The 25,085-nt window shown below is 65.0% G+C and carries 24 protein-coding genes and 1 rRNA gene; 14 read left to right on the top strand and 11 right to left on the bottom strand.

Annotation, left to right across the window (positions count from 1 at the left end):
* The 3 genes from rrf to C491_RS10440 form a co-directional block, all read left to right on the top strand.
* Positions 1 to 76: ribosomal RNA gene (gene rrf, locus C491_RS10450) — 5S ribosomal RNA — on the top strand; the annotation flags it as partial.
* 149 nt (positions 77 to 225) lie between these two features.
* The gene (locus tag C491_RS10445; RefSeq protein WP_049891752.1) at positions 226 to 1,026 is read left to right on the top strand and encodes an NAD-dependent epimerase/dehydratase family protein; all 801 of its coding nucleotides are present in this window, start codon (positions 226 to 228) and stop codon (positions 1,024 to 1,026) included.
* A gap of 54 nt (positions 1,027 to 1,080) precedes the next feature.
* The gene (locus C491_RS10440; RefSeq protein ID WP_005555941.1) at positions 1,081 to 1,305 is read left to right on the top strand and encodes a DUF7535 family protein; all 225 of its coding nucleotides are present in this window, start codon (positions 1,081 to 1,083) and stop codon (positions 1,303 to 1,305) included.
* Positions 1,306 to 1,343: 38 nt separating this feature from the next.
* On the opposite strand, the gene C491_RS10435 is transcribed toward C491_RS10440, so the two are convergent.
* Both C491_RS10435 and C491_RS10430 read right to left on the bottom strand, forming a co-directional pair.
* The gene (locus C491_RS10435) at positions 1,344 to 2,351 is read right to left on the bottom strand and encodes a glutathione S-transferase family protein (RefSeq protein ID WP_005555940.1); all 1,008 of its coding nucleotides are present in this window, start codon (positions 2,349 to 2,351) and stop codon (positions 1,344 to 1,346) included.
* Positions 2,352 to 2,398: 47 nt separating this feature from the next.
* Complete coding sequence (locus C491_RS10430; protein ID WP_005555938.1) at positions 2,399 to 3,385, bottom strand: calcium/sodium antiporter; 987 nt, start codon at positions 3,383 to 3,385, stop codon at positions 2,399 to 2,401.
* 110 nt (positions 3,386 to 3,495) lie between these two features.
* Here C491_RS10430 and C491_RS10425 point away from each other — a divergent pair, with 110 nt between their 5' ends.
* From C491_RS10425 to C491_RS10415, 3 genes are read left to right on the top strand one after another with little or no spacing between them, the layout of a single operon-like run.
* Positions 3,496 to 5,067 (top strand): Na+/H+ antiporter NhaC family protein, encoded by a 1,572-nt coding sequence (locus C491_RS10425; protein ID WP_005555936.1) that lies wholly within the window; start codon positions 3,496 to 3,498, stop codon positions 5,065 to 5,067.
* Positions 5,064 to 5,339: a DUF7513 family protein gene (locus C491_RS10420; protein WP_005555934.1), complete on the top strand. Its 276-nt coding sequence runs from the start codon at positions 5,064 to 5,066 to the stop codon at positions 5,337 to 5,339. Before C491_RS10425 ends, C491_RS10420 begins: the two co-directional genes overlap by 4 nt.
* Before the next feature lie 51 nt (positions 5,340 to 5,390).
* Entirely contained in the window at positions 5,391 to 6,428 is a 1,038-nt protein-coding gene (locus tag C491_RS10415; protein ID WP_005555932.1) for a DNA methyltransferase, read from the top strand.
* Between the two features lie 127 nt (positions 6,429 to 6,555).
* On the opposite strand, the gene C491_RS10410 is transcribed toward C491_RS10415, so the two are convergent.
* The gene (locus tag C491_RS10410) at positions 6,556 to 7,218 is read right to left on the bottom strand and encodes a potassium channel family protein (RefSeq protein ID WP_005555930.1); all 663 of its coding nucleotides are present in this window, start codon (positions 7,216 to 7,218) and stop codon (positions 6,556 to 6,558) included.
* A gap of 173 nt (positions 7,219 to 7,391) precedes the next feature.
* Here C491_RS10410 and C491_RS10405 point away from each other — a divergent pair, with 173 nt between their 5' ends.
* Positions 7,392 to 8,873 (top strand): NCS2 family permease, encoded by a 1,482-nt coding sequence (locus C491_RS10405; protein ID WP_005555928.1) that lies wholly within the window; start codon positions 7,392 to 7,394, stop codon positions 8,871 to 8,873.
* A gap of 70 nt (positions 8,874 to 8,943) precedes the next feature.
* On the top strand, positions 8,944 to 9,189 hold the full coding sequence (locus C491_RS10400) for a glutathione S-transferase N-terminal domain-containing protein (protein ID WP_005555926.1): 246 nt from the start codon (positions 8,944 to 8,946) through the stop codon (positions 9,187 to 9,189).
* Between the two features lie 45 nt (positions 9,190 to 9,234).
* Here the strand turns inward: C491_RS10400 and C491_RS10395 are convergent, their stop codons facing one another.
* Both C491_RS10395 and C491_RS10390 read right to left on the bottom strand, forming a co-directional pair.
* Positions 9,235 to 10,356: an MBL fold metallo-hydrolase gene (locus tag C491_RS10395; RefSeq protein ID WP_005555923.1), complete on the bottom strand. Its 1,122-nt coding sequence runs from the start codon at positions 10,354 to 10,356 to the stop codon at positions 9,235 to 9,237.
* A 94-nt stretch (positions 10,357 to 10,450) separates the two neighbouring features.
* Positions 10,451 to 11,638, bottom strand: a complete 1,188-nt coding sequence (locus C491_RS10390; RefSeq protein WP_005555921.1) for an MFS transporter — start codon at positions 11,636 to 11,638, stop codon at positions 10,451 to 10,453.
* Between the two features lie 338 nt (positions 11,639 to 11,976).
* Between C491_RS10390 and C491_RS10385 the strand changes: the two genes are divergently transcribed.
* From C491_RS10385 to C491_RS10375, 3 genes are all read left to right on the top strand, one after another.
* Positions 11,977 to 12,837 (top strand): ParA family protein, encoded by an 861-nt coding sequence (locus tag C491_RS10385; protein ID WP_005555919.1) that lies wholly within the window; start codon positions 11,977 to 11,979, stop codon positions 12,835 to 12,837.
* Entirely contained in the window at positions 12,834 to 13,214 is a 381-nt protein-coding gene (locus C491_RS10380) for a hypothetical protein (protein WP_005555918.1), read from the top strand. The genes C491_RS10385 and C491_RS10380 overlap by 4 nt, the downstream gene beginning before the upstream one ends.
* Positions 13,215 to 13,506: 292 nt before the next feature.
* Positions 13,507 to 14,772 carry an MFS transporter gene (locus C491_RS10375; RefSeq protein WP_005555917.1) on the top strand — a complete coding sequence of 422 codons (1,266 nt, stop codon included), beginning with the start codon at positions 13,507 to 13,509 and terminating at the stop codon, positions 14,770 to 14,772.
* Positions 14,773 to 14,804: 32 nt separating this feature from the next.
* On the opposite strand, the gene C491_RS10370 is transcribed toward C491_RS10375, so the two are convergent.
* From C491_RS10370 to C491_RS10355, 4 genes are all read right to left on the bottom strand, one after another.
* Positions 14,805 to 16,235 (bottom strand): FAD-dependent oxidoreductase, encoded by a 1,431-nt coding sequence (locus C491_RS10370; protein ID WP_083909304.1) that lies wholly within the window; start codon positions 16,233 to 16,235, stop codon positions 14,805 to 14,807.
* Between the two features lie 53 nt (positions 16,236 to 16,288).
* Entirely contained in the window at positions 16,289 to 16,831 is a 543-nt protein-coding gene (locus tag C491_RS10365) for a cupin domain-containing protein (protein WP_005555915.1), read from the bottom strand.
* Between the two features lie 198 nt (positions 16,832 to 17,029).
* Positions 17,030 to 17,698: a helix-turn-helix domain-containing protein gene (locus C491_RS10360; protein ID WP_005555914.1), complete on the bottom strand. Its 669-nt coding sequence runs from the start codon at positions 17,696 to 17,698 to the stop codon at positions 17,030 to 17,032.
* 440 nt (positions 17,699 to 18,138) lie between these two features.
* Entirely contained in the window at positions 18,139 to 20,304 is a 2,166-nt protein-coding gene (locus C491_RS10355) for a bacterio-opsin activator domain-containing protein (RefSeq protein ID WP_005555913.1), read from the bottom strand.
* Positions 20,305 to 20,491: 187 nt separating this feature from the next.
* On the opposite strand from C491_RS10355, the gene C491_RS10350 reads away from it, so the two are divergent.
* Positions 20,492 to 20,839 carry a DUF7344 domain-containing protein gene (locus C491_RS10350; protein ID WP_005555912.1) on the top strand — a complete coding sequence of 116 codons (348 nt, stop codon included), beginning with the start codon at positions 20,492 to 20,494 and terminating at the stop codon, positions 20,837 to 20,839.
* A gap of 247 nt (positions 20,840 to 21,086) precedes the next feature.
* On the opposite strand, the gene C491_RS10345 is transcribed toward C491_RS10350, so the two are convergent.
* On the bottom strand, positions 21,087 to 22,052 hold the full coding sequence (locus C491_RS10345; protein ID WP_005555911.1) for a transcriptional regulator: 966 nt from the start codon (positions 22,050 to 22,052) through the stop codon (positions 21,087 to 21,089).
* Between the two features lie 160 nt (positions 22,053 to 22,212).
* Between C491_RS10345 and C491_RS10340 the strand changes: the two genes are divergently transcribed.
* Positions 22,213 to 23,505 carry a tRNA(Ile)(2)-agmatinylcytidine synthase gene (locus C491_RS10340; RefSeq protein WP_005555910.1) on the top strand — a complete coding sequence of 431 codons (1,293 nt, stop codon included), beginning with the start codon at positions 22,213 to 22,215 and terminating at the stop codon, positions 23,503 to 23,505.
* 41 nt (positions 23,506 to 23,546) lie between these two features.
* On the opposite strand, the gene C491_RS10335 is transcribed toward C491_RS10340, so the two are convergent.
* Positions 23,547 to 23,750, bottom strand: a complete 204-nt coding sequence (locus C491_RS10335; RefSeq protein ID WP_005555909.1) for a VNG_1110C family protein — start codon at positions 23,748 to 23,750, stop codon at positions 23,547 to 23,549.
* Between the two features lie 173 nt (positions 23,751 to 23,923).
* On the opposite strand from C491_RS10335, the gene C491_RS10330 reads away from it, so the two are divergent.
* On the top strand, positions 23,924 to 25,039 hold the full coding sequence (locus C491_RS10330) for an OBG GTPase family GTP-binding protein (RefSeq protein WP_005555906.1): 1,116 nt from the start codon (positions 23,924 to 23,926) through the stop codon (positions 25,037 to 25,039).
* Positions 25,040 to 25,085 lie beyond the last annotated feature (46 nt).

Below are 25,085 nucleotides of genomic sequence, written 5' to 3'. Positions count from 1 at the left end.
CGGAAGATAAGCTCGCCAGCGTTTCGGGGAGTACTGGAGTGGGAGACCCTCTGGGAAATCCGATTCGCCGCCACCACTCATACTCATACTCTTTAGCCCACACAGCGGTTGCTGTGTGGGCTTTCCGTATTTATTGCATCGAGCTACTGCTGCACCAATAGCGTCCGTCAGAGACCGGAACGCGCCGGCCCGACCTATTTGCTGTCGGACGAGGTACGCTCGAGCGTGACAAACATCGCGATCACCGGTGCGTCCGGAAGCGTCGGGAGGGAGGCGATCGACGCCCTCTCCGAAGCCGAACTGACGCTGTTTTCCCACAGCGAGTCCGAGGATCTCGAGACGACGCCGATCGAGGTCACCGACCGCGAGGCGGTGTTCGACGCCCTCGAGGGACAGGACGTTGTCGTCCACCTCGCGGCGAATCCCGATCCCAGGGCGGCGTGGGACGAGGTCTCCGGGCCGAACGTTGAGGGAGTCTACAACGTGTTCGCGGCCGCGGTCGAACACGATCTCGAGCGGGTCGTGTTCGCGAGTTCCAACCACGCGGCCAACATGGGAAACACCGTCTCGCCGACGCGCCCGGAGTCGACGAACGGCCAACCCGAGGTCGTTCGCCCGACGGATGAGCCCGATCCCGACACATATTACGGCGTGACGAAGGTCTTTGGCGAGGCGATGGGGCAGTACTACGCGAACCGCCACGGACTCGACGTGGTCACCCTCCGAATCGGCTGGCTGCTGACTCGGGACGAACTCAGAGAGGCGGTTGCGAACCGAGACGGGGCCGGGGAGCGATACGCCCGCGCGATGTGGCTCAGTCCGGGCGACTGTCAGCGGGTCATCCACGCAGCGGCGATGCGGACGCTTCCCGAAACGCCGCTGACGGCACACGGCATCTCCGATAACAGCGAGCGGTTCCTCTCGCTCTCGGAGACGATGCTCGATCTCGAGTATCGGCCACAGGACGACGCTGCGGCAGTTCTGGACGACGACGAGGCGTCGCGGGATGGGCTCGAGACCGCCTGACCGCTTGCTCTCGAGACCGAAAGACCGAATACTAGAACGCTTCTATACCGACGTATGTCAACCAAGGTGCCCGAGTCGACGGGCTACGGACCGAACAGTCAGATGTCGCTGTTCGGATACATCGTCGCGTTGCTCATCGCTCTCGTTCTGCTTCCGCTGTGGCCCGCGTTCGCGCTCGGCTGGCTCATTTGGCGGGCCTTTTTCGCCGAAGAGGAAGAACACAGGTTCGAGCAGTGGCGCCGCGACCGCGAACCGCGCCAGCCCCCGAGTGGCTCCTGAAAGCGATTACTGTCGTACCGAACCAGCGCCGGTCCGTGTCAGTCGTCCGAACTCGTCGCCTCGAGCGCCGTCGGCGGTGAGCCGGGAAGGTCGCCCCGGTCGTGGGAGGCGTCGAACGTGAGATCCGGTCCACGGGCGACGATTCGGTGGGGGTTCACGTCCGGATGGGTCGTGTAGTAGTGTTCGTTGATGTGATCCATGTCGACGGTGTCGGCGACGCCCGGGGTCTGATAGAGGTCGCGTAGATACGGCCACAGGTTCTCGTAGTCGCGGATCTGGCTGACGTTACACATGAAGTGGGTGTGGTAGACGTTGTCGAATCGGACCAGCGTCGTGAACATCGCGATATCCGCCTCGGTCAGTCGGTCGCCCGCGAGGTACCGCTGGTCTCCGAGAACGCCGTTCCAGTGGTCGAGCGCCTCGAAGAGCTCGTCGATCGCCTCGTCGTAGGGATCCTGCTTGGTCGCAAAGCCGGCCCGGTAAACGCCGTTGTTGACGGGTTCGTAGATCTCGTCGATAACGCGGTCGATCTCCTCCCGGTAGCCGTCGGGGTAGAGGTCGACGTCCCGGGAGGCAACCGCGTCGAACTCGGTGTCGAGCATCCGCATGACCTCCCTTGACTCGTTGTTGACGATGGTGTCCTCCCGCTTGTCCCACAGCACGGGGACCGTCACGCGAGCGGTGACGTCGGGGTCGGCGCGGACGTACAGCTCGCGGAGGTAGTCGGCGTCGTGGACGTGATCGCGCGTGCAGCCCTCCTTCTCGGGGGTGAACTGCCAGCCGTCCTCGCCGCGGTACGGGTCAACGACCGAGACCGAAATCGCCTCCTCGAGGCCCTTCAGCGCGCGCGTCACGAGCGTTCGGTGGGCCCACGGGCACGCATAGGAGACGTAGAGGTGGTAGCGTCCGGCCTCCGGCTGGAACTCGGCGTCGGGGTCGTCCCGGACCCGGTCCCGGAACGTCGTCTCCTGACGGTCGAAGGAGCCGTCGTCGTCCGTCGTTTCGTAGGCGTTGGTCCGCCACTCGCCGTCGACGAGCATGTTCATACCGGTCGTACGTCTCGAGGGTACAAAGGCTCGCGCTGACGTCGATGTCACCCGGACGGCCAGCCGACGGCGCTCGCGAGCCAGTAGCCGGCCGCGACGGTGAGCAAGACCGCGCCCTCGGGCCGGGTCAGCCGTCTGCCGGTTACCAACACGACTGTCGTGACCGCGGTGATCGCACCGAGCCAGACGAGGCTGGCGGGTACCGCGGGATCGACAGTCAACGGTCGAATCGTCGCTGCGACGCCGAGAACCCCGAGGAGGTTGAACACGTTCGAACCGATGACGTTCCCGGCCGCTATCGCGACGGCGTTTCGACGCGCGGCGACGATCGACGTTACGAGCTCCGGGACGGACGTGCCGGCGGCGACGACGGTGACGCCGATCGCCCACTCGGAGACGCCGACGGCGAGTCCGAGCGTCGTCGCCGAATCGACCAGCAGGTGACCGCCGCCGACTACCAGCGCGAGCCCGACGAGGAGCCGTCCCGCATCCGGTCCGAGTCGAATCGTCGATTCAGTGGCCTCGAGTCCGTTCTTCTCCGCTGATTCGGGGGACACCCCGCCGGTATCGTCGGCTTCCCGACGCGCGACGACGCCGAGCGCGATGAGATACCCCGCCAGGAGTGAGACGAGGACGAGACCTTCGGGTCGCGAAACGACTCGATTCGCGAGAACGCCCGTTGCGACCGCGGTGGCGACGGCCATCGCGACGGCGTCCCGACGGAGCATCGTCTCGGTCGCTCGAAACGGGGCGAGCAGGGCGACAGCGCCCAGTACGACGCCGAGGTTGAACACGTTCGAGCCGACGACGTTGCCGACGGAGACGTCGCCGCTGCCCTCGAGGGCAGCGACGATCGAGACGGCGAACTCCGGTGCGGACGTCCCGAACGCGACGACCGTGAGGCCGATCACGAGCGGTGAGATCCCGGCCGCGCTCGCGATATCCGAAGCTGCGTCGACGAGCCAGCGCGCACCGATCCAGAGTCCGAGTACCGCGACGGACAGGACGACGACGGTCTCGACGGACACCGACACGTCAGCCTTCTCTCGAGGAGAGAACAAAAGTGTACAGCAACGGGTAGCGTTCGGTCAGTATTTGATAACATTTATCCGCCAGAGTTGGGATACTACCGTCGTGTGTTACGATGAGTACTGAGAACGGCGGACCGGGTGAGTCCGACCCGAGCGAGTCGTTCACCCAGGGTACCGAAGACGACGAGCCGCGGATCTCGTTCTACGGCGGACGGGGGATGAGCGCGTTCCCGATCGCCTTTTTCATCCTCTGGGCGGTCGCTCAGACGGCCCTCTGGCGGATCTCCGATACGGGCGGGCTGGTTGTCGGGATCCTACTCGGGCTGATCTTTGGAATGTTCTTCGTCCGCGGGAGCTGGAAAACGTACGCGAACACGATCTTCGAGGGGATGACCCAACCGGTCGCGGTGACGGCGATCGTCGCCTGGATCTGGGCCGGTATGTTCGCCGAGCTGTTACAGGACGGTGGCTTCGTCGACGGCCTGGTCTGGCTGGCCGACGTCGGCGGGATCGGCGCGACGCTGTTTCCGGCAGCGACGTTCGTCCTCGCGGCGCTGTTTACGACGGGGATCGGGACCGGGTACGGCTCCGCGATCGCGTTCGTCACGCTGTTTTTCCCTGCGGGGCTTCTTCTCGGGGCGAACCCGATCTTGCTGTTCGGTGCGATCCTCTCGGGGTCGATCTTCGGCGACAACCTCGCACCCGTAAGTGACACGACAATCGTCAGCGCCGTTACCCAGGATGCCGATATCGGGGGCGTCGTCGCTTCCCGCTTCAAGTACGTGATCATCGCCGCGGTCATCGCGTTCGTCGGCTATCTCGTCGCCGGCCAGTTCATGGGCGGGCTCGAGATCGGCGGCGACGCCCAGGAACTGCTCGTCGCCCAGAGCGAACCGATCGGCTTGATCCACCTCGTCTCGATGGGCGTCGTCATCGGCGCCGCGGTCGCGGGTCGACACATCGTCGAGGCGATCTCGTGGGGGATCGTCGTCGCCGCCGTCTCGGGGCTCACGCTCGGACTGCTCTCGCTCGGAGATATCGTCATGTTCAACGCACCCGAGGACGCCCCGCTCGCCGAGCCCCTCGAGTTCCTCCCGATCCTGACGATCGTCGAGGATCCCGATGCGGTCAACGTCGACGGCAGCCTGATCAACGGCGCGGCGGGCTTCTTCGAACTCGCGATTCTCGTCCTGTTGATCATCGCTGCGGCCCAGATCATGATCCGCGGGGGCGCCTTCCAGGCGATCCTCGACTGGTCGATCGAGAACCTCGCGACGAACGTCCGCAACGCCGAACTCACGATGGTCGGTTCCGCGGCGCTGATCAACGCCGTCATCACGATCAACACGGCCGCGGAGGTCGCGATCGGCCCGTACATCTCGAAGATCGGCGAGCGGTTCAACCTGAACGGCTACCGTCGAGCGAACATCCTGGACGCCCAGACCGCGGCGCTGGGGTACATCTTCCCGTGGTCGGGCGGCGTTCTCGCCGGATTTACGGCGATGCAGGACCTCCCCGGCGAGTACGACTGGCTGACGGCTGACATGCTCGCGACGCCGATCGAGGTCGTCCCGTTCGTCTTCCAGGGCTGGCTGCTGGTCGCCGTCTTCGTGGTCGCGGCGATCACCGGCTTCGGTCGCGAGTACGTTATCGACCGCGAGAGCGAGGAGGTGGCACGACTATGAGTTTCCTGAAAAAGTATCTCAAGGGCTGGCGGTTCCGCGAGACGAGTCCGTCGCTCGAGGTAGGCGACGTGGTCGACGTCTTCGTGGCGGAGTCGAACGGTGCGACCGAAGGACACGTCTACATCGGCGACACGCATCTGATCGTCGAGGGTGCGGGGCCGGAGACGGTCGAGAAACAGGTTCGCGTTCGAGTAACCGAGTTCGACGGAACGACGGCGACGGGACGCGGGGAGTTCCTCGAGGTCGTCGGCGAGAGTTCCTACACCAGCTAACCCCGCGGAACGCGCTTTTAAGTAGTCCTGGCGAACAGTCGAGCACGTGCCATGGACGACGGGGACCGTCACCGACAGAGCCGACTCGTAACCGACGACGACGGTGCGTTCGACGCCGAGCGCGCCCAGGAGGAGTCGCTGCCGATCGAAGACGGTGAGGTGATCGACACCAGCGAACTGGCCGACCACCAGTGCTACGTCGAGGGTCGGGGCGTCTACGACGAGCGAAACCGGGTCAACGACCTCACCGGCAGGGAGTGGAAGTACGCCACGAAGTCGGTCATCGACGAGGGGTATCCGCCGGACGTCCAGCACGACCTGCGCAGCGAGCACGGCGGCCAGAAACCGCCGCGGCTCTGTGCGGAACTGATCGGGCGGTTCAGCAAGGCCGGCGACACCGTCCTCGATCCCTTCGCCGGCGTCGGCGGCACCCTGCTGGGAGCGAGCTTCTGCGAACACGAGGGGACCGGACTTCGCGAGGCAATCGGGTTCGAACGCAACGAGCGCTGGGTCGACCTCTACGAGGAGGTCCTCGAGCGCGAGAACGAGGAGCGACGGGCCCGCGGAGAGCCGCCGCTGGCCGAACAGGAGCTGCAGTGTGGTGACTGTGCCGACCTGATCGACGGAATCGAGGATGACAGCGTCGACCTGCTGCTCACCGACGTCCCTTACTGGCACATGGACGAACTCGAGCAGACGCGAAACGAGCACGAGACTCGCGAGAGCAAGTTGGGAGCGTTCGACGGCGACGACGAGGAGGAAGCCGACACGAGCGCGAACGGCGACGGCTCCGGAACGAAGGCGGAGTGGCTCGAGGACATGGCCGCCAAGTTCGATCGGTTCGCCGACGCGGTCACGCCGGAGGGCCACGTCGTCGTCTTCATCGGCGACATGTACCGCGAGCAGTCCTACGAGTTCCTCTCGGCGGAGCTGGCGCGAGCGATCGAATCGACGGCCCCGCTGACGCTCGCCGCCAACCTCGTCTGGTACGATCCCACGAAGGACCTGCACGTCTACGGCTACCCGTTCTCGTTCGTCCCCTCGATGGTTCACCAGAACGTGCTCGTCTTCCGCCTCGAGGACGAGTAGCGTCAGCCGGCCGTCTGACGTGGTTTTATTGGCCGGAGCGTGGACGGATACGACGGACGCGCCGAACGATACCCCCATCCCATCTCGACTGCGCGTCCACGGCTCTCTGCGCCGCCCGGTTTTTTACTCAGGCCGACGTCGGGAGCAGCGCCGCTTGAAGCTCGTCTACTCGTTCGGTTTCCGCGACGACGGCGACCTCGTCGCCGACGGCGAGTTCGGTTCCCGGAAGCGGGATCGTCAGCGCCTCGCGAGCGCGGCCGTGGGCGTAGATCCGGGCCGACTCCGGAAGCTCGAGTTCGCTCATGCGCTTGCCGACCGCGGGGGATCCCTCCTGAATCTCGAGGACGGTCAGCTGGAGGTTCGCCGCCAGGTCGGCAACGACGTTGAAGTCGCCCCCGAGCATGGCCGTCTTTGCACCCGCCGCACCGAGGCGCTCGGGGTAGACGATGTCGTCAACGTCCTCGGCGTAGCGCTCGTAGATCTCCTCCCGGTAGTCCTCGTCGATGCGCAACACGGTCCGACAGCCGTGGTGGTTTCCGACCATACAGGCCGCGAAGTTGACGTTGAGATCTGGCGTGAAGGCGCCGATAGCGTCCGCCTCGTCGACCCCTGCCTCGAGCAGTACGTCCTCGTCGGCACCGTCGCCTTCGACGGTGTCGAACCCGTTGTTGGCTGCTCGTTCGACTCGATCGGGATCGTCGTCGACGACGACGAGGTCGTGGCCCTCCTCGTGTAGAATGCGCGCGGTGTGCGAGCCGACTCGACCGTACCCCACGATGACAAACCTCATGGTGATCGGATACGATCCCGGGGGTCAAATACGTTCGTTCGGGTTCATCGGGACGACCCGTTTCGGGTCTCTCACCCGGTGACAGGAAAATCTATACACAAGCGTGTATCGAAACCCCGAATCCAAAGACGTGAACTTTAACTAATCCGTCTGGGTATGCCTGAACATCCAACATGGGGGCCTTCGATCGTATCGGCGCGTACTTCGGGTTCGACGAGCACGACACCGACTTGCGGACGGAACTGATCGCCGGGGTCACGACGTTCCTGGCGATGGCGTACATCATCGTTGTCAATCCGACGATCCTCAGTCAGGCGATCCTCTGGGATCACGAGGCCGGCGAGTTCCAGAGCGAAACGACGATCAACGGCACGGTCTACGGCCAGGGCGATGTCATCCAGATGCTCGCCGTCGTCACGATCCTCGCGTCGATCGCCGCGATACTGGTGATGGCGTTCTACGCCAACCGTCCGTTCGGACTCGCCCCGGGGATGGGGCTGAACGCGTTTTTCACCTTTACCGTCGTCGTCATCCTCGGCGTTCCGTGGCAACTCGCGCTGGCGGCCGTCTTCGTCGAGGGCATCATCTTCATCGCGCTGACGGCTGTCGGTGCACGGCGGTACATCATCGAGCTGTTTCCGGAACCCGTCAAGTTCTCCGTCGGCGCCGGGATCGGCGTCTTCCTGCTCTTTCTCGGCTTGCAGGAGATCGAACTCGTGGTGCCGTACGACGCGACGCTGGTCACGCTCGGGAACGTCCTCGAGAGCCCGGTCGCCGCGCTCTCGCTCGCGGGCCTGGTTCTGACGCTGTTGCTCTACGCCAGGGGGCTGCGCGGCTCGATCATCATCGGAATCGTGACGACGGCGGTCGCCGGTTGGGCGTTGACGCTCGCCGGCGTCGTCGGTCCCGACGTCCTCACCCCGGAAGGATCGTACGACGAGGTGACAAACGAGGGACTCGGCTCGATGATCGCGTCCGTCCAGTACGACTTCACGCCGCTGTTCTGGGGGTTCGTCGACGGCCTGGGAATGATCACCGACGACCCGCTCGTGTTCGCGCTGGTCGTCTTTACGTTCTTCTTCGTCGACTTCTTCGACACCGCGGGAACGCTCATCGGCGTCTCCCAGATCGGCGGATTCCTCGACGAGCAGGGTGATCTGCCCGAGATCGAGAAACCCCTGATGGCCGACGCGGTCGGCACCACGTTCGGCGCGATGATCGGTACCTCGACGGTGACGACGTTCATCGAGTCCTCCGCCGGCCTCGAGGAGGGCGGACGAACCGGCTTTACGGCGCTTGTCGTCGGCGGGCTGTTCGGACTCGCGTTGCTCATCGTGCCGCTGATGCAAGCGATCCCCCAGTACGCAACCTACCTCGCGCTGGTCGTCGTCGGGATCATCATGCTCCAGGGGGTCACCGATATCGACTGGCAGGATCCCGCGTGGGCGATCAGTGCCGGACTGACGATCACGATCATGCCGCTAACGACGTCGATCGCGAACGGGCTGGCCGCCGGGATCATCAGCTACCCGCTGCTCAAGGCGGCGATGGGCGAGCAACGGGACGTGTCGCTCGGCCAGTGGATTCTGGCGTTCGCGTTCATCGTCTACTTCGTCGTCTACTTCGCCGTCGAGGCCGGTATGGTCGTCTTCTAGACGCGTCGCGGGTTCCGGCAACTCGTCGGCCGACCGGTGGCCTCTTTGGTGTCTATCGGCTACAACAGGTATGTCCGACATCACGCTGTACGAACTGCCAGGCTGTCCGTTCTGTGCGAAGGTTCGAACCAAACTCGACGAGCTCGAGCTCGACTACGACGTGATCGAGGTTCCTCGCTCCCACGAGGACCGCACCGAGGTCGAGCGTATCAGCGGTCAGACCGGCGTGCCCGTCATCACCGACGAGAGCCAGGGTGTCGAAGGAATGAACGAGAGCGGCGACATCGTCGAGTATCTCGAGGAGACGTACGCCTGATCGGTCGCTCGGTTCGATTTCCGTCTCCGGAGTCGAAGCGCGCCGTCAGTTCGCCGCGCAGTTGTTCGGCCCGAGTTCGAGTTCCTCGACGTCGTCGCCGGGTTGGCTCTTCCCCCAGTTGATCTGTTTTATCTCGTTGTAGTTCGCCGGCTCGTCGGCGAGACTCTCGACGATCGTCTCGACGAACGCCTCCTCGTCGCCCTCCTCAACGTAGCCGAGCAGTTCGTTCGTCGTCTCCTCGCGGAGTTCGCCGAGGCCGGTCGCCAGCGGGCGGATCGACTCGTCGCTGAAGTGCCCGGGGAGCACGATCCGGTCGCCCCCGAGTTCGAGCAGCCGATCGAGGCTGTCGAACAGCCGGCTCGAGGCCTCTCGGATCGCGTCCTCGTCGCCGTCCTCGAGATCGGGTCGACCGACGCTGCGGAGAAACAGCGTGTCCCCGGATAGCAGTGCGTCGCCGACGGTAAACGAGACGCTTCCGGGCGTGTGTCCCGAGGTGTGAACGACCTCGAGCGATCGGTCGCCGACGGAGACGCTGTCGCCGTCCTCGAGTTCCGCGACTCCCTCGAGCTCGCCAGCGTCGTCCCCGTGGAGGTGGTAGGGGACGTCGAGTTCGCCGGCGAGCCGCCGCGCACCCGAGACGTGGTCGGCGTGGGCGTGGGTGTCCGCGACGGCGACGATCTCGAGGTCGCGTTCGTCGGCCTCGCTCAGGTAGTAGTCGACGTACTGACTCGGATCGACGACGACGGCCGCTGTCCCGTCGTGAACGACGTGGGAGATACAGCCCGTCCCGGGACGGACGATCTGGACGACGCCGTCGGCGCCGTCGACCTCGTAGGAGCGATGGACCCGACCCCAGCCGTTCATCCCGTCGTCGATCGACTTCGCGTCGAACCCGCGCTCGCGCAGGAAGTCGGCGGCTCGTGCCGACGTGATCCCGGCGACACAGACCACGGCGATCTCTCGATCCCTGGGGAGGTCCTCGAGGTGGTCCTCGAGCGTGGAGTAGTTGTGATCAAGTAACTCGTCGTAGATCGGGAGGTTCGTGCTGTCTTCGATCCGCCACTCCTCGTAGTCGTCCTCGTTTCTGACGTCGAGGACGAAGAGATCCTCGTCCCCTTCGTCGATGCGGCGAGCGACCTCCGCCGGTTCGAAGTCGATGTTGCTCATACACCACAATATTACGCACGTCGACCCTTAACTTCGCTGCACGAAACCGCCACGACCGACTGTAGTTTGCACCACGTCGAGAACGCGCGTTCGGTCAGTACTCGAGCCCGAGCAGCGAGTTGAGCGCGAGCGCCAGCCCGACCGCACCGAGCAACGCGGCGAGGAAGCCGAAGGAGACGGCCCAGCCGAACAGGTCCGCGAGGGCGCCGACGACGACCGACCCCATCGCGGCGACGATCATGTAGACAGTACGGACGAGCCCGAAGCCGGCGTTTTGTTCCTCCGCGGAGAGCTCCCGCAGGAATCGGGGCATGAGCGCCGCCCCGAAGCTCATTCCGATCCCGACGAGCACGATTCCGGCGACGATCGGGAGCGTGCTCGAGGACGCGATCAGCACCCCGAATCCGGCGACCCCGGCGAGCATACAGGTGCCGATCGCTCGGTCCCGACCGATCCGATCGGAGAGGGCGCCGACCCCGATCTGGGCGACGCCCTGCACGACGAAGTACGCCGAGAACAGCACCCCCGCGAACGTCGTCGAGGCGCCCTGGTGTTCGATGAGAAACGTCGGCAGGAACGAGGCGGTTCCCTGCCAGGCGAACTCGCTGACGATCGCGACGAACAGCGTGAACGCGATCGGCGGCCGCGAGAGAAGCTCGAGGACGGGCGCCACCTGAAACCGATCCCGGAGCGGCGTCTCGGGACGCCGGGGTTCGGTTGGGCGGACCTTCCAGGCGAAGAGGATCGTCGACGGGATCCCGATCAAGGCGACGGCGGCGACGGCGACTCGCCATCCGAATCGGACGGCCAACCAGGCGACGGCGACCGGCGTGACGAGGCCGGCGATCGTCGCGCCCGTGTTGTGGACACCGACGGCGGTACCGACGTTGTCGTAGGTTCGGGCGAGCAGCGTTGTCGCGACGCTGTAGTGCAGCCCGGCGACGGCGCCGAGGGCAATCGTCGCGAGGAAGAACAGCGCAAACGCGGGCGTGAGCGAGACGGCGAGCGCGGCCAGCGCCGAGCCGCCGACGGCGACGAGAATAATCAGCCGCTCGCCGTACCGGTCGGCCAGCACGCCGCTCGGGTACTGCGCGAGGCCGTAGGCGAGCCACATCCCGCTCAGTGAGAGCCCGACGACCGCGTTCGAGACCGAGAACGTGTCGACGATATCGGGGATGATCGGGCTGATCGCCAGCCGCCCCACCATCGTGACGAAAAAGGCGAGCGTACACAGCGCCAGCACCGTCTCCCGGTACCGCCAGCGTGTCGAAATCGTTCCCACTCGTTTCGATCGAAACGTGTACGGCTACTTATCGGACCCGATTCGACGCAGCAAGTCGCTTCTCGAGCGAGCTGACCGACTCGCTACCTCCGATGCAAGCCGGACTCGAGTTGGCGACGGCCGCCTTCGCGAACCCCGGGTTTCGATCGTCGGTTGGGATTACGTATAGCGATATCCGATTTGTCGGCGGACTCCGTGGGTTCGCTTCGCCCCTCTCGAGCCATCGTGCTCGGCCGCATTCGTGGTTCCACGAGCTGTGAGCGATTGCCGAACGCCGTTCTGTAAGCGTCTGACGAGCTTTTATATTAGGTGCAAACGCTTGCGTAAACGAATACGGAATGGAAGTCAGCACCAACCGAGCCGCGACCTTTCTCGACAAGGGCGGTACCGGAAAGACGACCTCGGCGGCCCACCTCGGCGTCGCGCTCGCCGAAGCGGGCGATGACGTCCTGCTCATCGACCTCGCCGGCAAACAGGGCGACCTGGCGAAACACTTCGGCGTCTGGTCGGAAGTCCAGGAAGATATCGAGAACGACGACGACTGGCCGAACATCTCGACGGTGTTCGCCGAGGAGTGGGATCAGATCGCCTCGAAGCTCGGCGACGCAGCCGTCGACAGCCTGATCGTCGAGACCGACGAGGGCGTCGATCTGATCCCCGCCCACCCCGGACTCGACTCGCTCGACGCCGACCTCGGCAACATCGACGACGCTCGAGAGCGTTACTCCCGGCTCGAGCGCTTCCTCGACGAGTACATCGACGGCCGGTACGACACCGTCCTGATCGACCTGCCGGGACTGACGAACAACGTCACCTACAACGGGCTGTGGGCGACCCGGAACGTCGTCGCGCCCGTCGAGATGGGTCCCTTCGAGAGCGAGCAGGCGACGGCCCTCGAGCGCGATCTGGCGAAGATCGACGACCAGTTCGGCGTCGACGTCGACCTCGCGATGATCCTGCCGAACAAGGTCGACACCCGAACGAAGCTCGCAAACGAGTACCTCGAGGGGTTCGGCGAGGAGTACGAGGGTGCGATCGCGCCCGAACACGTCCCCGCGAGCCAGGATATCCGGAACGCGGCCGACGAGGGACGAACGGTGTTCGCGCTCGAGGAGCCCTCGACGACCGCCGAACGCGCTCGTGAGGCGTTTCTCGACAGCGCCTCGGTCCTCCAGCGGCGACTGGGTGAGCGACAATGAGCGACGAACTCGAGGAACTACGCAAGAAGACCGAGCGCGGCGACCGGAACGACGAGATCAGGACCGAGGCCGACTCCGCGTTCGTCGACGAACTCGTCGACGCCATCGAGGCCGTCGACAGCGGGGAGCGACCGAAGACGGTCGCCGTCCGCGATCAGCCCGTCGCGGCGCTTTTGGCGACCCTCGACGAGGACGACGCGGAGATGACCGCGGTCGGCAACGCCTTAGAGGAGGCGCTCGGACGCGAGTGCTCGGAGGGATTCGACCGGAGCGAGATCGTCCGACTGGCCGTCCGTGTCGGGCTCGAGACCGCGACGCCCGAGAAAACCGAACAGCTCAGCGACGCGGTCGGGCGCCACGCCCAGCAGAACATCTGAGTCTGTTTGCGGTTGCGATTGCGTTTTCGTTTGCGTTTGCACGCTTCCTCGAGCTGCGGTAGGCTGGACTGACACTGCACTATCTCGACTCATGCTTGTCGGCGCGTCGACGAGGAGCCAATCACACGCCAGTAAACCATATTTCGCTTCACCATCCCGTGTTCCGGGCGAGATCGTAATTGCTTTGAGCGCTAACTGACTAGGCAGTCAGGATGAGGGCCGACGAGCAGTTCGAACCGATGCGGACGGGACACCAGGATCGAACGCACCCGGATAGCAGCAGCGAGACCGGATGAGCGGTCCGGTATCGCGATCGATCGACCGGCTGAGCGGAGCGGGCGACGACCGGTACGTCGTTATTGGGGCCGTGATACTCAGTACGTTCTTCATCGGCTTCGGCGGCGGCGTGATCTTCCCGATCCTGCCGAATCTCGGGGTCATTCTCGGCATCTCTCCGTTCATGGTTGGCGTGATCCTCAGCGCGAACCGCTTCTCGAGACTGGTCGCGAACGCGCCCGCCGGAATCCTCGTCGACCGAATCGGGACGCGAACACCCTTTGTGGTCGGAATGTTCGTCCAGGGGTTCGCCACGCTCGGGTACGTCGTCGCTATTCCGGCGCCCGTTCCCGAGGCGTGGTTTCTGACCGCGCGATTCCTGTGGGGCGTCGGCAGCGCGCTCGTGTTCGCGACCGCCTATACGATCGCCTCCGACGTCAGCGACGGCGGCTCGAGAGGAACCAGTATGGGACTCATCAGGGGCGGGGTTCTCTTCGGGGCGCCGACCGGGATGGTCGTCGGCGGCGTCGTCAGCGAGATCGGCGGGGAGATCGCGGCGTTTCTCCTCGCGACGGTGTTCGCGTTCGTCGCCAGCGGTCTGGCGTACGCGACGATCCCGGAGACGCACGTCGAGGGCGACGCTCGCGAGTCGGTGAAGCCGTGGGACGTCGACACGAGCGTCCCCGCAGTGACGGTCGGCCTGATCAACTTCGCCGTACTCTTCGTCTACTTCGGCGTCCTGTTCTCGACGCTGGTCCTCTTTCTCGGCGAGAACGACATCGGGCTGCTCGGCTTCGACGCGCAGGGGACCTCCGGGCTGTTCATGGCTATCACGGTCGTCACCGCGGGACTGTTCATGTTCCTCGGCGGCTACGTGAGCGACCTGCAGCAGTCGCGGGTCCCGGTGTTGCTGTGCTTTCTCGGGATCCTGTTCGTGGGGTTCGTCCTTCTCGCGTCCGCCGACTCGGCCGGGACGCTCGCCGTCGCCTGTCTGTTCATCGGCGCCGGACAGGGCGGAACGAGCGGTCCGATGATGGCACTGCTCGGCGATCTCACCGATGACGGTCGGATGGGCCGTGCCGTCGGAACGAACAACGTCCTCGGAGACGTCGGCGGCGGCGTCGGCCCGATCGTGTCGCTTCCGGTCACCGAACTCGTCGGATTCGGGCCCGTGTACCTCGCCTGTGCGGCGCTTCCGCTGGTCGCGGGGGTGGTCCTTCTCGGGGGCGTCTACCGGCAGACCGGACAGTTCCTTCCGGGGACCGAGCTTCCGAACCTGTAACGGCGGTGTCCTCCCTCCGACCTACCGTCGGGTCAGCGTCGGTTCGATCGCCGAGGGGCGAGATCCGGTTTCCTCTCGTGAGCCGAGGGCGGTCGGTTCGGTGAGTCCCGAGCCGATCGGTTGCCGCCGTATCTCGGAGCGAGCACGCGCCACGCGACGCTGGCACGGAGCAGCGAGGACGGAGGCCGTTGCATCGAGAGGACCCCCAGAAAGGCGTCGGTCAGCTTTCCGTCGGTGTGGGCCCTCCGAAACAGTCGAGATAGGTACCAGTCGAAGACCGCGGTTCCCCGAGGAACGTCGCCCCGCGTCTCGGAGAAGGCGCTGTCGGCCCCGATCGCCAGCATCCACGCGGGATCGACGATCGCCGCCGCGCGGTCGAAAAACCGCGTCGGGATCCCGCTTCGCCCCTCTCGGAGCGTGCGCCCGAGCGCCAGCGCCTCGAGCGCGGCCACCGACATTCCCTGGCCGTAGATCGGATTGAAGCTGGCGACCGCGTCCCCGACCACGACCAGCCCATCGGGAAACCGCTCGAGGGCCTCGTAGCGGTAGCGTCGGTTCGAGGGGAACGGGTAGTGATGACCCGTCTCCGCCAGCGGCGGACACTCCTCAAGCAATCGGTCGAACACGGCCGTCGGAAGGGGTGCAACGAACTCGCCGATTCCGCCGACGTCCGTCGGCGGGTGATCCCCGTGGACGCCGTGGACGTTCACGAGCCACCGGTCGCCCTCGACGGGTAATACGGCTCCGCCCCTCGTCCGGGGTGGCTCGGCCAGCATCCCGATCATCCGGCGGTCGTCGGGCGGGCGCTCGAGGGCGATCGTCGTGTAGGCCAGCCCGATCGTCACCTCGTCTGTCGGGGGCTGCCCGTAGCCGTTTCGCGCCAGCCAGGCCGGGGTTCGACTCGTCCTGCCGGTCGCGTCGACGACCAGCTCTGCCGGGAGCGCCGTCCGCTCGGCACCTCGAGAGCGAACGCGAACGCCGGTTACGGCCGTTTTCGTTTCGTCGGTTTCGTAGTCGACGAATCGGCACTGTGACCGAAGTCTAACTCCCTCCAGCTCGGCGACCCGCCGCCGGAGGAGCTGCTCGTACAGCGGTCGGCTCGCAGCATACAGCGGGAAGGGCGATGACCCCGACGCCAGAAACCCGCCCTGACTGTACAGGTGCAGATCACGCCGGCCGTCGATGGACACGCCGCCGGCGGCACACAGCTCCTCGGTGTACCCCGGGAACAGCTTCTCGAGCGCCAACCGACCGGCTTCCCAGAGGATATGAATCTGGTTAGCCTGGGGAACCCCGGGCCGGGAGACGGGCTCGTCGGGCAGCGGATCGCGGTCGATCACCGTCACCGAATCGAACGAGTCCGCGAGGACGCGGGCCGCCGTCAGACCGGCGACGCCTGCCCCGACGACGATCGCCCGTCCGCTTCGGTCACCGTCGCCTCGCCGAGCGGTCTCGGGGGTCACGGCTCCGGCCCTCCCGTTCCCCGACCGATCGAGGATGGGTCGCTCGAGGCCATTCAACAGTCGACCGGCTCGACCCACTCGGTCGGCGGTTCGTCCTCGGGAATGCCGAGGAACGTCACGTAGGCGAACGCGCCGTCCTCGCTGTCGGCCCTGTGGACGTGGCCGGGATCGATCCACGCGTCCCCGGCCGCGTACGTCCGGGGGATGCAGTCGTCTTCCATCGTATGTTCGATCTCGCCCTCGACCATGTGGACGACGGACATGCCGGGGTGGCGATGCCAGCCCGACCTCGCCCCCGCCTCCCAGGTCGCCTCCGCGACGACGACCGTCGAGGCGTCCTCGAGGTCGACGACGGTTGGCTCGTCCGTCTCGCCGTCCGCGTAGGTGAGTTCGAACGTTGCGGTGACGTCGTCGACGAACGGAGCGTGGTCCCCCAGGACCGTTACCTCGAATCCGTCGGGCTCGTCGACGTCGTTCGTCTCGTCGTCGGTGTCGTCGGCCGCGCTCGCAGCGCCGCCCATCGCGAGTACTCCCGCCGCCGCGCCGGCTTTCAGTACCGTTCTGCGCAGAATTCCGCCTGCCGCGTTCGTGGCCATGATGGTATCCTCACGGGAGAGACGGGTTCGAGCGGCAGATAGTTACCCGATGACGGGTCGCCAGACGGTGGAACTCTCGCAGCTACTGCCGATCGATCACCGACTGCAATCGTAACAGCGTCGCTACGAATCGTCACTTACAGGATCCGTCGATCGCCTTCCGACGAGTTCGAGTCGGACGCCAGAACTATCGTCTGCTTACTCGTCGGGATCGCTCTCTTGACCGATGATGACGGTGTTCTGGACGAGGCTGCGGTGAGCTCGGCGGAGCCGTTCCGAGAGCGCTTGATGGGAGATATCCATCTCCTCGGCCAGTGCCATCATATCGGCGTCGCGAGGAATCTCGTAGTAGCCGCGCTCGAAGGCAATCTCGAGAGTGTCCTGCTGGTCGTCGGTGAGGCCAAACCGACCCTGTCGGCCCTCCTCGAGGCTGTAAACGGCGTGGAGCTGGAACTGGATTCCGTTCGATCGGCAGTAGTCGTTCGTTCGCGACAGGCTATCCCGGTCGGGAAACAGCAGCCGGAACTGCCAGCCGCTGGCGTCGCCGACCGCCGAGAGTACCGTCCCCTCCTCCTCGACGAGTACCTGGACGAGCGCGTCGACCCGTTGGACCCAGTCCATCTGGTAGAGCTGTTCGCCGTCGACGTCCGCGAGCAGTCGGACGTTGTCGACGGTTTCGTCCTCCTCGAGTACGTCTTCGAGCCCCTCGAGATCGGGCGCGTCGACCCAGAGGAACGGCATGACGTCCCCGTCGACGTTCGCGACGACCCGTTCGACCTCGCACTCGAGCCCCTCGACGGCGTTGATCGTCTCCTCGAGGACGAACTCCGCCGGCGAAAGTTCGATCTCCGCGACTGTCCCTCCCATACGTTCGCATAGGATCGAAACGCCTTGGTTTCGTCGGACTCTCGGAGCGGAACCGCCGATCCGCGGAACCGGGACGGCCACCTTCGCAAACGTTTCCGAAAACGTTTGCGTGATCGTTTGCAGTTACTTTCGTGGAGCGGACTCCTCCTCTAGAACGGTGAGTCCGTCGCTCTCGAACCGGAAGTCGGTTCCGTCACAGCCGGGACACGTACGATGTCTCGCCGGTCGCGGTCGCTCGGTGCTCGACGCCAGGAGTATGAAATCGCACCGTGTGCAGCTAATATATCTGTCCATGTGGAGTTAAAATACTCTCGAGAGGATAGTTTCGATACCTCACCAATTTGACGATCTATTTACATTTAAAATAGATCTTGGTATAGGCGGTAAGATACCCGCGACCGGAGGGGAGGGGACATCCAGCATCTCACTCCTCGAGTCGTTCACGATTGCTCCTCCCGCTCGTCCGGCGGCGAAAACAGCGAGTCGAACACCTTCCGTTCGCCCTTCCGAAGGTGCTGGTGGAACGTCGGCGCCGCGATGTCGAGCGAGTCCGCGAGCTCCGCCGCGGACTTCTCGCGGGGCCACTCGAAGAACCCCGCGTAGTACGCCGCGGAGAGGACAGCATGTTGCCGATCGGTAAGTTCACCAGTGAGGCGGCGTTGCACGGGTCGCGGGTCGTCTCGCGGTCGCGTGATCTGGCGGTGACAGCGCAGTTCGGCGTCCGAGTACGCCGACTCGACGGCGTCGACGACGCGGTGAACGTCGACACTTGGCGCGAGGTGGATCGTCAACCGATAGTCACCGTTCTCGATCGACGCGCTATCGACGTATCCGCTGAGAGCAGCGATGACAGAGAGCACCGGTGGATCGGTTATACGAAGTTCAAATCCGGGAGGAGTCGCCTCCGAGTGGACTGTGACGTCAACCTCTCCATCGTGTGTCTCACCAAGGTTCCGGACGGTGTCGATCGCATCCGGCGTGGCAGTGCCGTAGACGAGAAACTCGTCCTCACCGATCGGGATCGTGTGCTCGAACGTAATTCGTCCCGGCATCTCGTTCGGACTGTCGAGCCCGGCGAAGACGTCCCGAATCCGAAACTCGAGTTCGACGAGATCGTCGCTCAACAGCGACTGCTTGCGCTCGGCGGCGGCGATCGCGTGACCGATGACCTCGCCGAGCTGCGTGATCCGCTTTCCCTCCTGTCTCTCGAACGCAGACGGGCGATCCGCGTAGACGTTCAACACGCCGTAGATACCGCCCTCGTGGGCGATCGGGATCGCCGCGGACGACCGAACCCCGTAGGGTTTGGTGTGACTCCGCCACGGCTCGTACCGTGGATCGGAATCGATGTCTCGCGTCGTCTGTACCTTGCCGAACCGAAACGCCCGGCCGGTCGGCCCCTTACTCCGGTCGTCGTTCGGATCGACCGAGATCGTGGTTTCGTCGAGGTAGCCCTCGACGCCGGCTTCGGTTCGGAGATCCACTGTCCGGGTCGCGGTGTCGACCTCTCCGATCCAGGCGAACAGGTACGAGTCGGAGTTCGCGAGGTTCTTACAGACCGTGTCCTCGATATCCTCGCGAGTCGGTTGTCCGATGATGGCGTGGACGATCTCGTTTGCGACCTCGCCGAGACTGGTCACCGCCGCCAGCTGCTCGCGCTGGTGTTCGAGTTCCCGTTCGTACTCGGCCCGGTCGGTAACGTCGCGGACGACGCCGACACGCCCGCACTCGCCGTTCCCGACTTCGAGCCGACTGAACCGACTCTCCACGACGAACGACTCGCCATCGGCGCCGTGTAGCCGCTCCTCGAGGACGGTGACGCTCCGGTTCGTCGACTCGAGTCCGGTCCAGGTCTCCGTCGCAGTCTCCTCGAACTCGTCGCCGAACACGAACTCGGCGGCGCTCCCGAGCAGCTCCTCGCGGCCGTATCCCGTCATCGAGACGAACGCGTCGTTGACGAACGTGAACCGGTCGTCGCCGTCGAGTACGTAAATTCCGTCGCCGACCGTTTCGACGATGCGCTCGTATCGTTCCAGGGCCCGTTCGCGCGCCTTGCGTTCGGTGACGTCCGTGAAGTAGATCGATAGCCCCGACGGCGACGGGTGGACGATGTCCCGGTACCAGCCCTCGAGAGGTGGAAAGTACGCTTCGACGGTGGTTGCCGTCTGGGTTTCCATCGCCTCCCGATAGGCCCTCTCGAAGGCGGTGTCGAGCAGTCCCGGCGCAGCGTCCCACAGGCGCTCGCCCAGCAGCTCCGAGGGAGTACCGTCGAACATCGACGTGTGGATCTCGTTGAGATAGGTCAGTCGCCACTCGTCATCGACTGCGAAGAATCCGTCGCTAATCCGAGTGACTACTTCCTCGAGTTCCTCGGAGTTCGCTTTCGTTACCCCACCTGTCGCCGGCTGCCACCAGACTCGAGCGTTCGCGCCGACCTTCTTCGTCTTGAGGCACTCCCGCTCGGCGAGTCGCTCCAGTCTGTCGTACGTGCTCCGTCGACCGAGCTCGAGCCGTTCGGCTACCTCAGGCGTCGTCCGGGGCTCGCCCGATCCGTCGAAGACCGCGAGCGTCTCCCGGAGCGCGTCGGTTAGCGATTCCGATCGCATCGTCCCGTGTACCGTGTTTCTGCGTATTAACCTTCCGTCGACGGAGCCATCTACTCGAGTTCGGCGCGAAACCGCGGTCGAAATCGGAACGCTTCCTCCGACTTTCACCCAAACCCGCCTAAGATGTTTTAGTTCGATCTTACGGTCGAACGACTCGTTGAGTGAACCAAGCCGGCGTAATCACGAAATGGTCCGAACATCGAACGATGCGGCCGATAGGTGTGTAGGGAGGGAAGAGCTGTCCGACCGCGATCGTCACGAACTCCTCGCGGCGGATCGGCGGCGAGTTGCACTCGCGATCCTCGCCGAGTACACCGAGCCGTTCGGGATCGACGAACTGGCCGTCGCGGTCGCGAACCGCGAAGCCGAACTCGAGACCGACGACGAGGAGAGGCCGTCCGTTGAACGGGTCGCGCTCACGCTTCACCACGCTCACCTCCCGTGGCTGGCGGACGCGGGCGTCATCGAGTACGAGCCCGAGAGCCGACGGATCGATTCCGGAAACTTCTCGCTCGAGTCCCTTCGCCGAAACTGATCGCTCGCGAGTCGCTCGAGTGTCCGGTTCGACAGTCGACGATTGCGGGAACGTTTCCGTTTGCGTAAACGCAAGCGAATTCGGAGACGTCGTCTCTGCCATCGAGCCGTCGTCGTCGGGACTCCGGAATCTAACTCGAGTCGTCTTCAGATAATCGCAAAAGTACACGACAGCGAGGATTCCGACCGATCGGCTCGAGCAACACCGCGGCGGTCCGGCTCCGACGGCCGTCGTTCCGGATCGCCTCTCAGACGGCCTCCTCGCGCTCGGCCCGCTCGCGGATCACCGCACGGAGATCGTCCGCGTCGCGGAGCTCCTCGAGCTCCTCGCGTTCGACGAGGGCGGTGCCGTCGACGGACTCCTGTTTCGCGCGGTCGACGACGTACACCGACTGCGTACGGGTAACGCGGCCGATCGAACTCATGATCCGGGCCCGCTTCTCGGCGGCCTCGGTGAACTCCGAGTGGCCGGTGAGGACGACGCCGCTGTCGCCCTCGTCCTCGCTGACGGCCTTGAACGGGGAGCGGACGGTGGGATGGACCCGGTAGCCGGCTCGCGTCAGGACGGCGACGACCTGTTCGTCGGTCGGATCGGCGTCGGGATCCTCCGGGGTCGACTCGCTCTCGTGAACCTCGTCGGCGCCCTCGAGGACGTCGACGGGACTGGTCAGGGAGGCGTCGAACAGCTCTTCCAGTGCCATCGCGATCTCGACGGAGGCGTTCATCCCGTCCTCGTACTTCGAGACCGTCCGTCGGGAGACGCCGAGCTGGCTGGCGAGCTGTCCGAGGCTTAGTTCGTGACCCTCGCGTTCGTCGGCCAGCAGGTCGCCGTCGATGTTAACGTACAGTCCGCCGGGCGCCGCGTAGATCAGCGGGGGAACGTCCTCGATGAACAGGTTGTACGCCGTGTCGGGGCTGAGGACGGGGACGCCGTGGCGGAAGTAGGTGACGTCGGGTTTGAGATCCTCGTCTCGGCTGCGCAGGCCGATCATCAGCGGCGTCGCCTGCAGGTAGGTACCTAGGCGTCGCATCTCGTGACCGGTCTCTTCGTTGAAGGCGTCGATGTTGCCCAAAATCTTGACGAGCAACAGGTTGTCGCCGCGACGGGCGGCGATGTCGAAGCTCTTTGGGCGAATCGCACACCGGTCGCTGACCACGAATCCCGCGTCCTCTAGCATCGCGGTAACGTTGCCGACCAGTGCCGAGCGGGACATAGAGGATTGTAAGTGAGCCCATCTATATCAGTGTTGTCCCGCGGATCCCCGCCCGCAGGGTGGCGATTCGCCGGGAATTGGAGAGGTACGCTTTTATACGATCGGAATTCGGCGTCGGGGTCCGAAAGCGGTTACTCAGTGGCCCGGCTACCCTTGGTCGATGACCGTCGTCGGGCTCGACGATACCGACTCCCGCGAGCACGGAATGTGTACGACGTACGTTGCGAAGACGATCGCCGAGCGACTGGAACGCTCGGGCGCGTCGGTATCGCGACTGATCCTCGTTCGGCTCAACCCCGCCGTCGAGTACAAGACCCGCGGCAACGCCGCGCTGGCGATTCACACTGACTGTGCGCCTGCAGATGCGTTCGAAATCGCCCGCGAGCAACTCGAGTGCCTCGCGGAAACCGCGGACGAGCGAACCCACCCCGGGCTGGTCGTCGCCGACCACGGCCCGCAGGAAGCCCCGGCGGACGTGAGCGCGTTCACCCGGCGAGCGATTCGGGGCCACCTCGAGCGAGCCGACGCGGCGACCCTGATCGACGGTCACGGCTACCGCTCGTGGCACGCCGGCAACGGCCGCGGCCGGATCGGCGCCCTCGCCGCGATCGGTGCCTGGAACGAACTCGAGGAGTGGACCTACGAACGGATCTCCTACCGGCAGTCCGAACGGTGGGGAACGCCCCGCGAGGTCGAGTCCGAGAGCGTCTTCGCCGCGGCCGACCGCGAGTATCCGAGGGTCTGGGACACCGTCGACCGCGGCGAGGGTGAAACGGTCTGCGTTCCTCACACGCCCGGTCCGATCCTGTACGGCATTCGGGGCGACGACCCCGACGCAATCAGTCGGGTCGCCGAAGGAATCGAGAGCGAACCCGTCGCCTCGAGCCGGCTGTTCGTCACCAATCAGGGAACGGACGTCCATCTTCGAGATGGCTCGCTCAAGTCGGTCCGGGACGGGCGAGCCTACCGGGTCGACGGCCGGGTCGCGAGCGAGCCCGAAACCAGGCGGGGCGGCCACGTCTTCGTCGCCCTCGAGGGACTCGGCGACGACCGCGACCGGAACGAACGGCCGTCGCTCGAGTGTGCCGCCTTCGAGCCGACCAAGCGGTTCCGCGACCGGGTGCGAGCGCTGCGGGTCGGCGACCGGCTCACGGTCTGTGGCGAGGTATCGAGGGGGACGCTCAAACTCGAGAAGTTCACTCTTCGGGAGCGCGTCGAGACCGAACGCGTCACGCCGACCTGTCCCGACTGCGGGCGGACGATGGAGAGTGCCGGGCGGAATCAGGGGTATCGGTGTCGCGACTGCAAGACGAGTGCACCGGAGAAGGAGACGGTGGCGCTCGAGCGCGACCTCGAAGAGGGGTGGTACGAGGTCCCGCCGTGTGCGCGCCGCCATGTCGCGAAACCGCTGGTACGGGGTGGGTTCGACGCGCCGACACACCCCGAGCGGTAGCTCGCGTCGGTTCCACTGTCCTGCGAGCGTCGGTGTGTCGGCTACTGAACGACGACACCGCGACGAGTGAGGAACTCGCTTACGTCCGTGATCTCGACGGGACTCCCGATGATCCGGCAGCGATCGTCGTCTTCGGAAACGACGGTGACGGTGAACTCCTCGTCGAGGCGCGACTCGAGGCCCTCGAGGGTTTCGCGGGGGAGCACGATCTGGGTGCTGTCTCGCAGCTGTGCCGGTTCCGGCATCTCTGTGCGACGCTACCGCCGCCGACCGTTTATGGGTGTCGAACTTCATCGTCGATCGTGCTGAAACCGGGTGGTACACCTCGGTGGTGGCGAACTTCGAGGACGGTCGGTCGAAGCCGGGGTGCGGGTCGCATGGAAAGCGTTTTTCGGTCCGCCCGGTTGAGTACAGACAAATGGGGCTCGAGGACGATATCGAGGAGATCGAAGAGGAGATCGCCAACACGCCCTACAACAAGTCGACCGAGGCCCACCTCGGTCGGCTGAAGTCCAAGCTCGCCGAGAAGAAGGAGAAACTCGAGAACCAGCAGTCGGGCTCGGGGGGTGGCGGCGGCTACTCCGTGGAAAAACACGGCGACGCGACGGTCGCGCTCGTCGGCTTTCCGAGCGTCGGCAAGTCGTCGATGTTGAACTCGCTGACCAACGCCGAGAGCGAGACGGGCTCCTACGAGTTTACGACGCTGGACGTCAACCCGGGGATGCTCAACCACCGGGGGGCGAACATCCAGCTGCTCGACGTCCCCGGACTGATCGAAGGGGCGGCGTCCGGGAAGGGTGACGGACAGCAGGTGCTGGCGGTCGTCCGCAACGCCGACCTGATCATCTTCGTACTCTCGGTGTTCGAGATCGACCAGTACGACCGACTCCAGGAGGAGCTGTACGACATCAACATCCGCGTCGACCAGGACCCCCCGCGGGTGACCGTCCGGCCGAAGATCAAAGACGGAATCAAGATCACCTCGAGCACCGACCAGGATTTAGACGAGGAGACGATCTCGGACGTGCTCCGCGACCAGGGCTACGTCAACGCCGACCTGAACCTTCAGGAGAACGTCACCATCGATCGGCTGATCGACGGGCTGATGGAGAACCGCGAGTACATCCCGTCGATCACCTGCGTCAACAAGGTCGATCTGATCGAGCCCGACTACAAGGAGCAGGTCGACGAGCAACTGCGCGAGCGCGGGCTCGACCCCGAGGAGGAAGTGACGTTCATCAGCGCGGAGGCCGAACGCGGTCTCGACGCGCTCAAGGACCGAATCTGGGAGAACCTCGGGCTGATCCGGGTCTACATGGACAAACCGGGACGGGGTGTCGACTGGGAGGAACCCCTCGTGATCGAGGGAGGATCGACCGTTGGCGAGGCCATCGAGAAACTCGGCGGCGAGATGGAGGAGCGATTCCGCTTCGCCCGCGTCAGCGGCCCCAGCGCGACCCACGACGAACAACAGGTCGGGACGGATCACGTTCTCGAGGACGAGGACGTACTGAAGCTCATTCTGCGGCGGTAGTGGCTCGGCAGCTGTCGATTTCGATGGAACAGAATTATCAGCTTCA

It is taken from the genome of Natronococcus amylolyticus DSM 10524 (genome assembly GCF_000337675.1).
Classification (GTDB): Archaea; Halobacteriota; Halobacteria; order Halobacteriales; family Natrialbaceae; genus Natronococcus; species Natronococcus amylolyticus.
Note: the sequence above shows the minus strand (reverse complement) of the source record. Positions and strands in the feature narration are given on the sequence as shown.

Bases quoted from the DNA above. Each gene is read 5' to 3' on its own strand.
- C491_RS10440 (WP_005555941.1), top strand. From the start codon at position 1,081: ATGTCAACCAAGGTGCCCGAGTCGACGGGCTACGGACCGAACAGTCAG.
- C491_RS10435 (WP_005555940.1), bottom strand. From the start codon at position 2,351: ATGAACATGCTCGTCGACGGCGAGTGGCGGACCAACGCCTACGAAACG.
- C491_RS10425 (WP_005555936.1), top strand. From the start codon at position 3,496: ATGAGTACTGAGAACGGCGGACCGGGTGAGTCCGACCCGAGCGAGTCG.
- C491_RS10420 (WP_005555934.1), top strand. From the start codon at position 5,064: ATGAGTTTCCTGAAAAAGTATCTCAAGGGCTGGCGGTTCCGCGAGACG.
- C491_RS10415 (WP_005555932.1), top strand. From the start codon at position 5,391: ATGGACGACGGGGACCGTCACCGACAGAGCCGACTCGTAACCGACGAC.
- C491_RS10410 (WP_005555930.1), bottom strand. From the start codon at position 7,218: ATGAGGTTTGTCATCGTGGGGTACGGTCGAGTCGGCTCGCACACCGCG.
- C491_RS10405 (WP_005555928.1), top strand. From the start codon at position 7,392: ATGGGGGCCTTCGATCGTATCGGCGCGTACTTCGGGTTCGACGAGCAC.
- C491_RS10400 (WP_005555926.1), top strand. From the start codon at position 8,944: ATGTCCGACATCACGCTGTACGAACTGCCAGGCTGTCCGTTCTGTGCG.
- C491_RS10395 (WP_005555923.1), bottom strand. From the start codon at position 10,356: ATGAGCAACATCGACTTCGAACCGGCGGAGGTCGCTCGCCGCATCGAC.
- C491_RS10385 (WP_005555919.1), top strand. From the start codon at position 11,977: ATGGAAGTCAGCACCAACCGAGCCGCGACCTTTCTCGACAAGGGCGGT.
- C491_RS10380 (WP_005555918.1), top strand. From the start codon at position 12,834: ATGAGCGACGAACTCGAGGAACTACGCAAGAAGACCGAGCGCGGCGAC.
- C491_RS10375 (WP_005555917.1), top strand. From the start codon at position 13,507: ATGAGCGGTCCGGTATCGCGATCGATCGACCGGCTGAGCGGAGCGGGC.
- C491_RS10365 (WP_005555915.1), bottom strand. From the start codon at position 16,831: ATGGCCACGAACGCGGCAGGCGGAATTCTGCGCAGAACGGTACTGAAA.
- C491_RS10360 (WP_005555914.1), bottom strand. From the start codon at position 17,698: ATGGGAGGGACAGTCGCGGAGATCGAACTTTCGCCGGCGGAGTTCGTC.
- C491_RS10355 (WP_005555913.1), bottom strand. From the start codon at position 20,304: ATGCGATCGGAATCGCTAACCGACGCGCTCCGGGAGACGCTCGCGGTC.
- C491_RS10350 (WP_005555912.1), top strand. From the start codon at position 20,492: ATGGTCCGAACATCGAACGATGCGGCCGATAGGTGTGTAGGGAGGGAA.
- C491_RS10345 (WP_005555911.1), bottom strand. From the start codon at position 22,052: ATGTCCCGCTCGGCACTGGTCGGCAACGTTACCGCGATGCTAGAGGAC.
- C491_RS10340 (WP_005555910.1), top strand. From the start codon at position 22,213: ATGACCGTCGTCGGGCTCGACGATACCGACTCCCGCGAGCACGGAATG.
- C491_RS10335 (WP_005555909.1), bottom strand. From the start codon at position 23,750: ATGCCGGAACCGGCACAGCTGCGAGACAGCACCCAGATCGTGCTCCCC.
- C491_RS10330 (WP_005555906.1), top strand. From the start codon at position 23,924: ATGGGGCTCGAGGACGATATCGAGGAGATCGAAGAGGAGATCGCCAAC.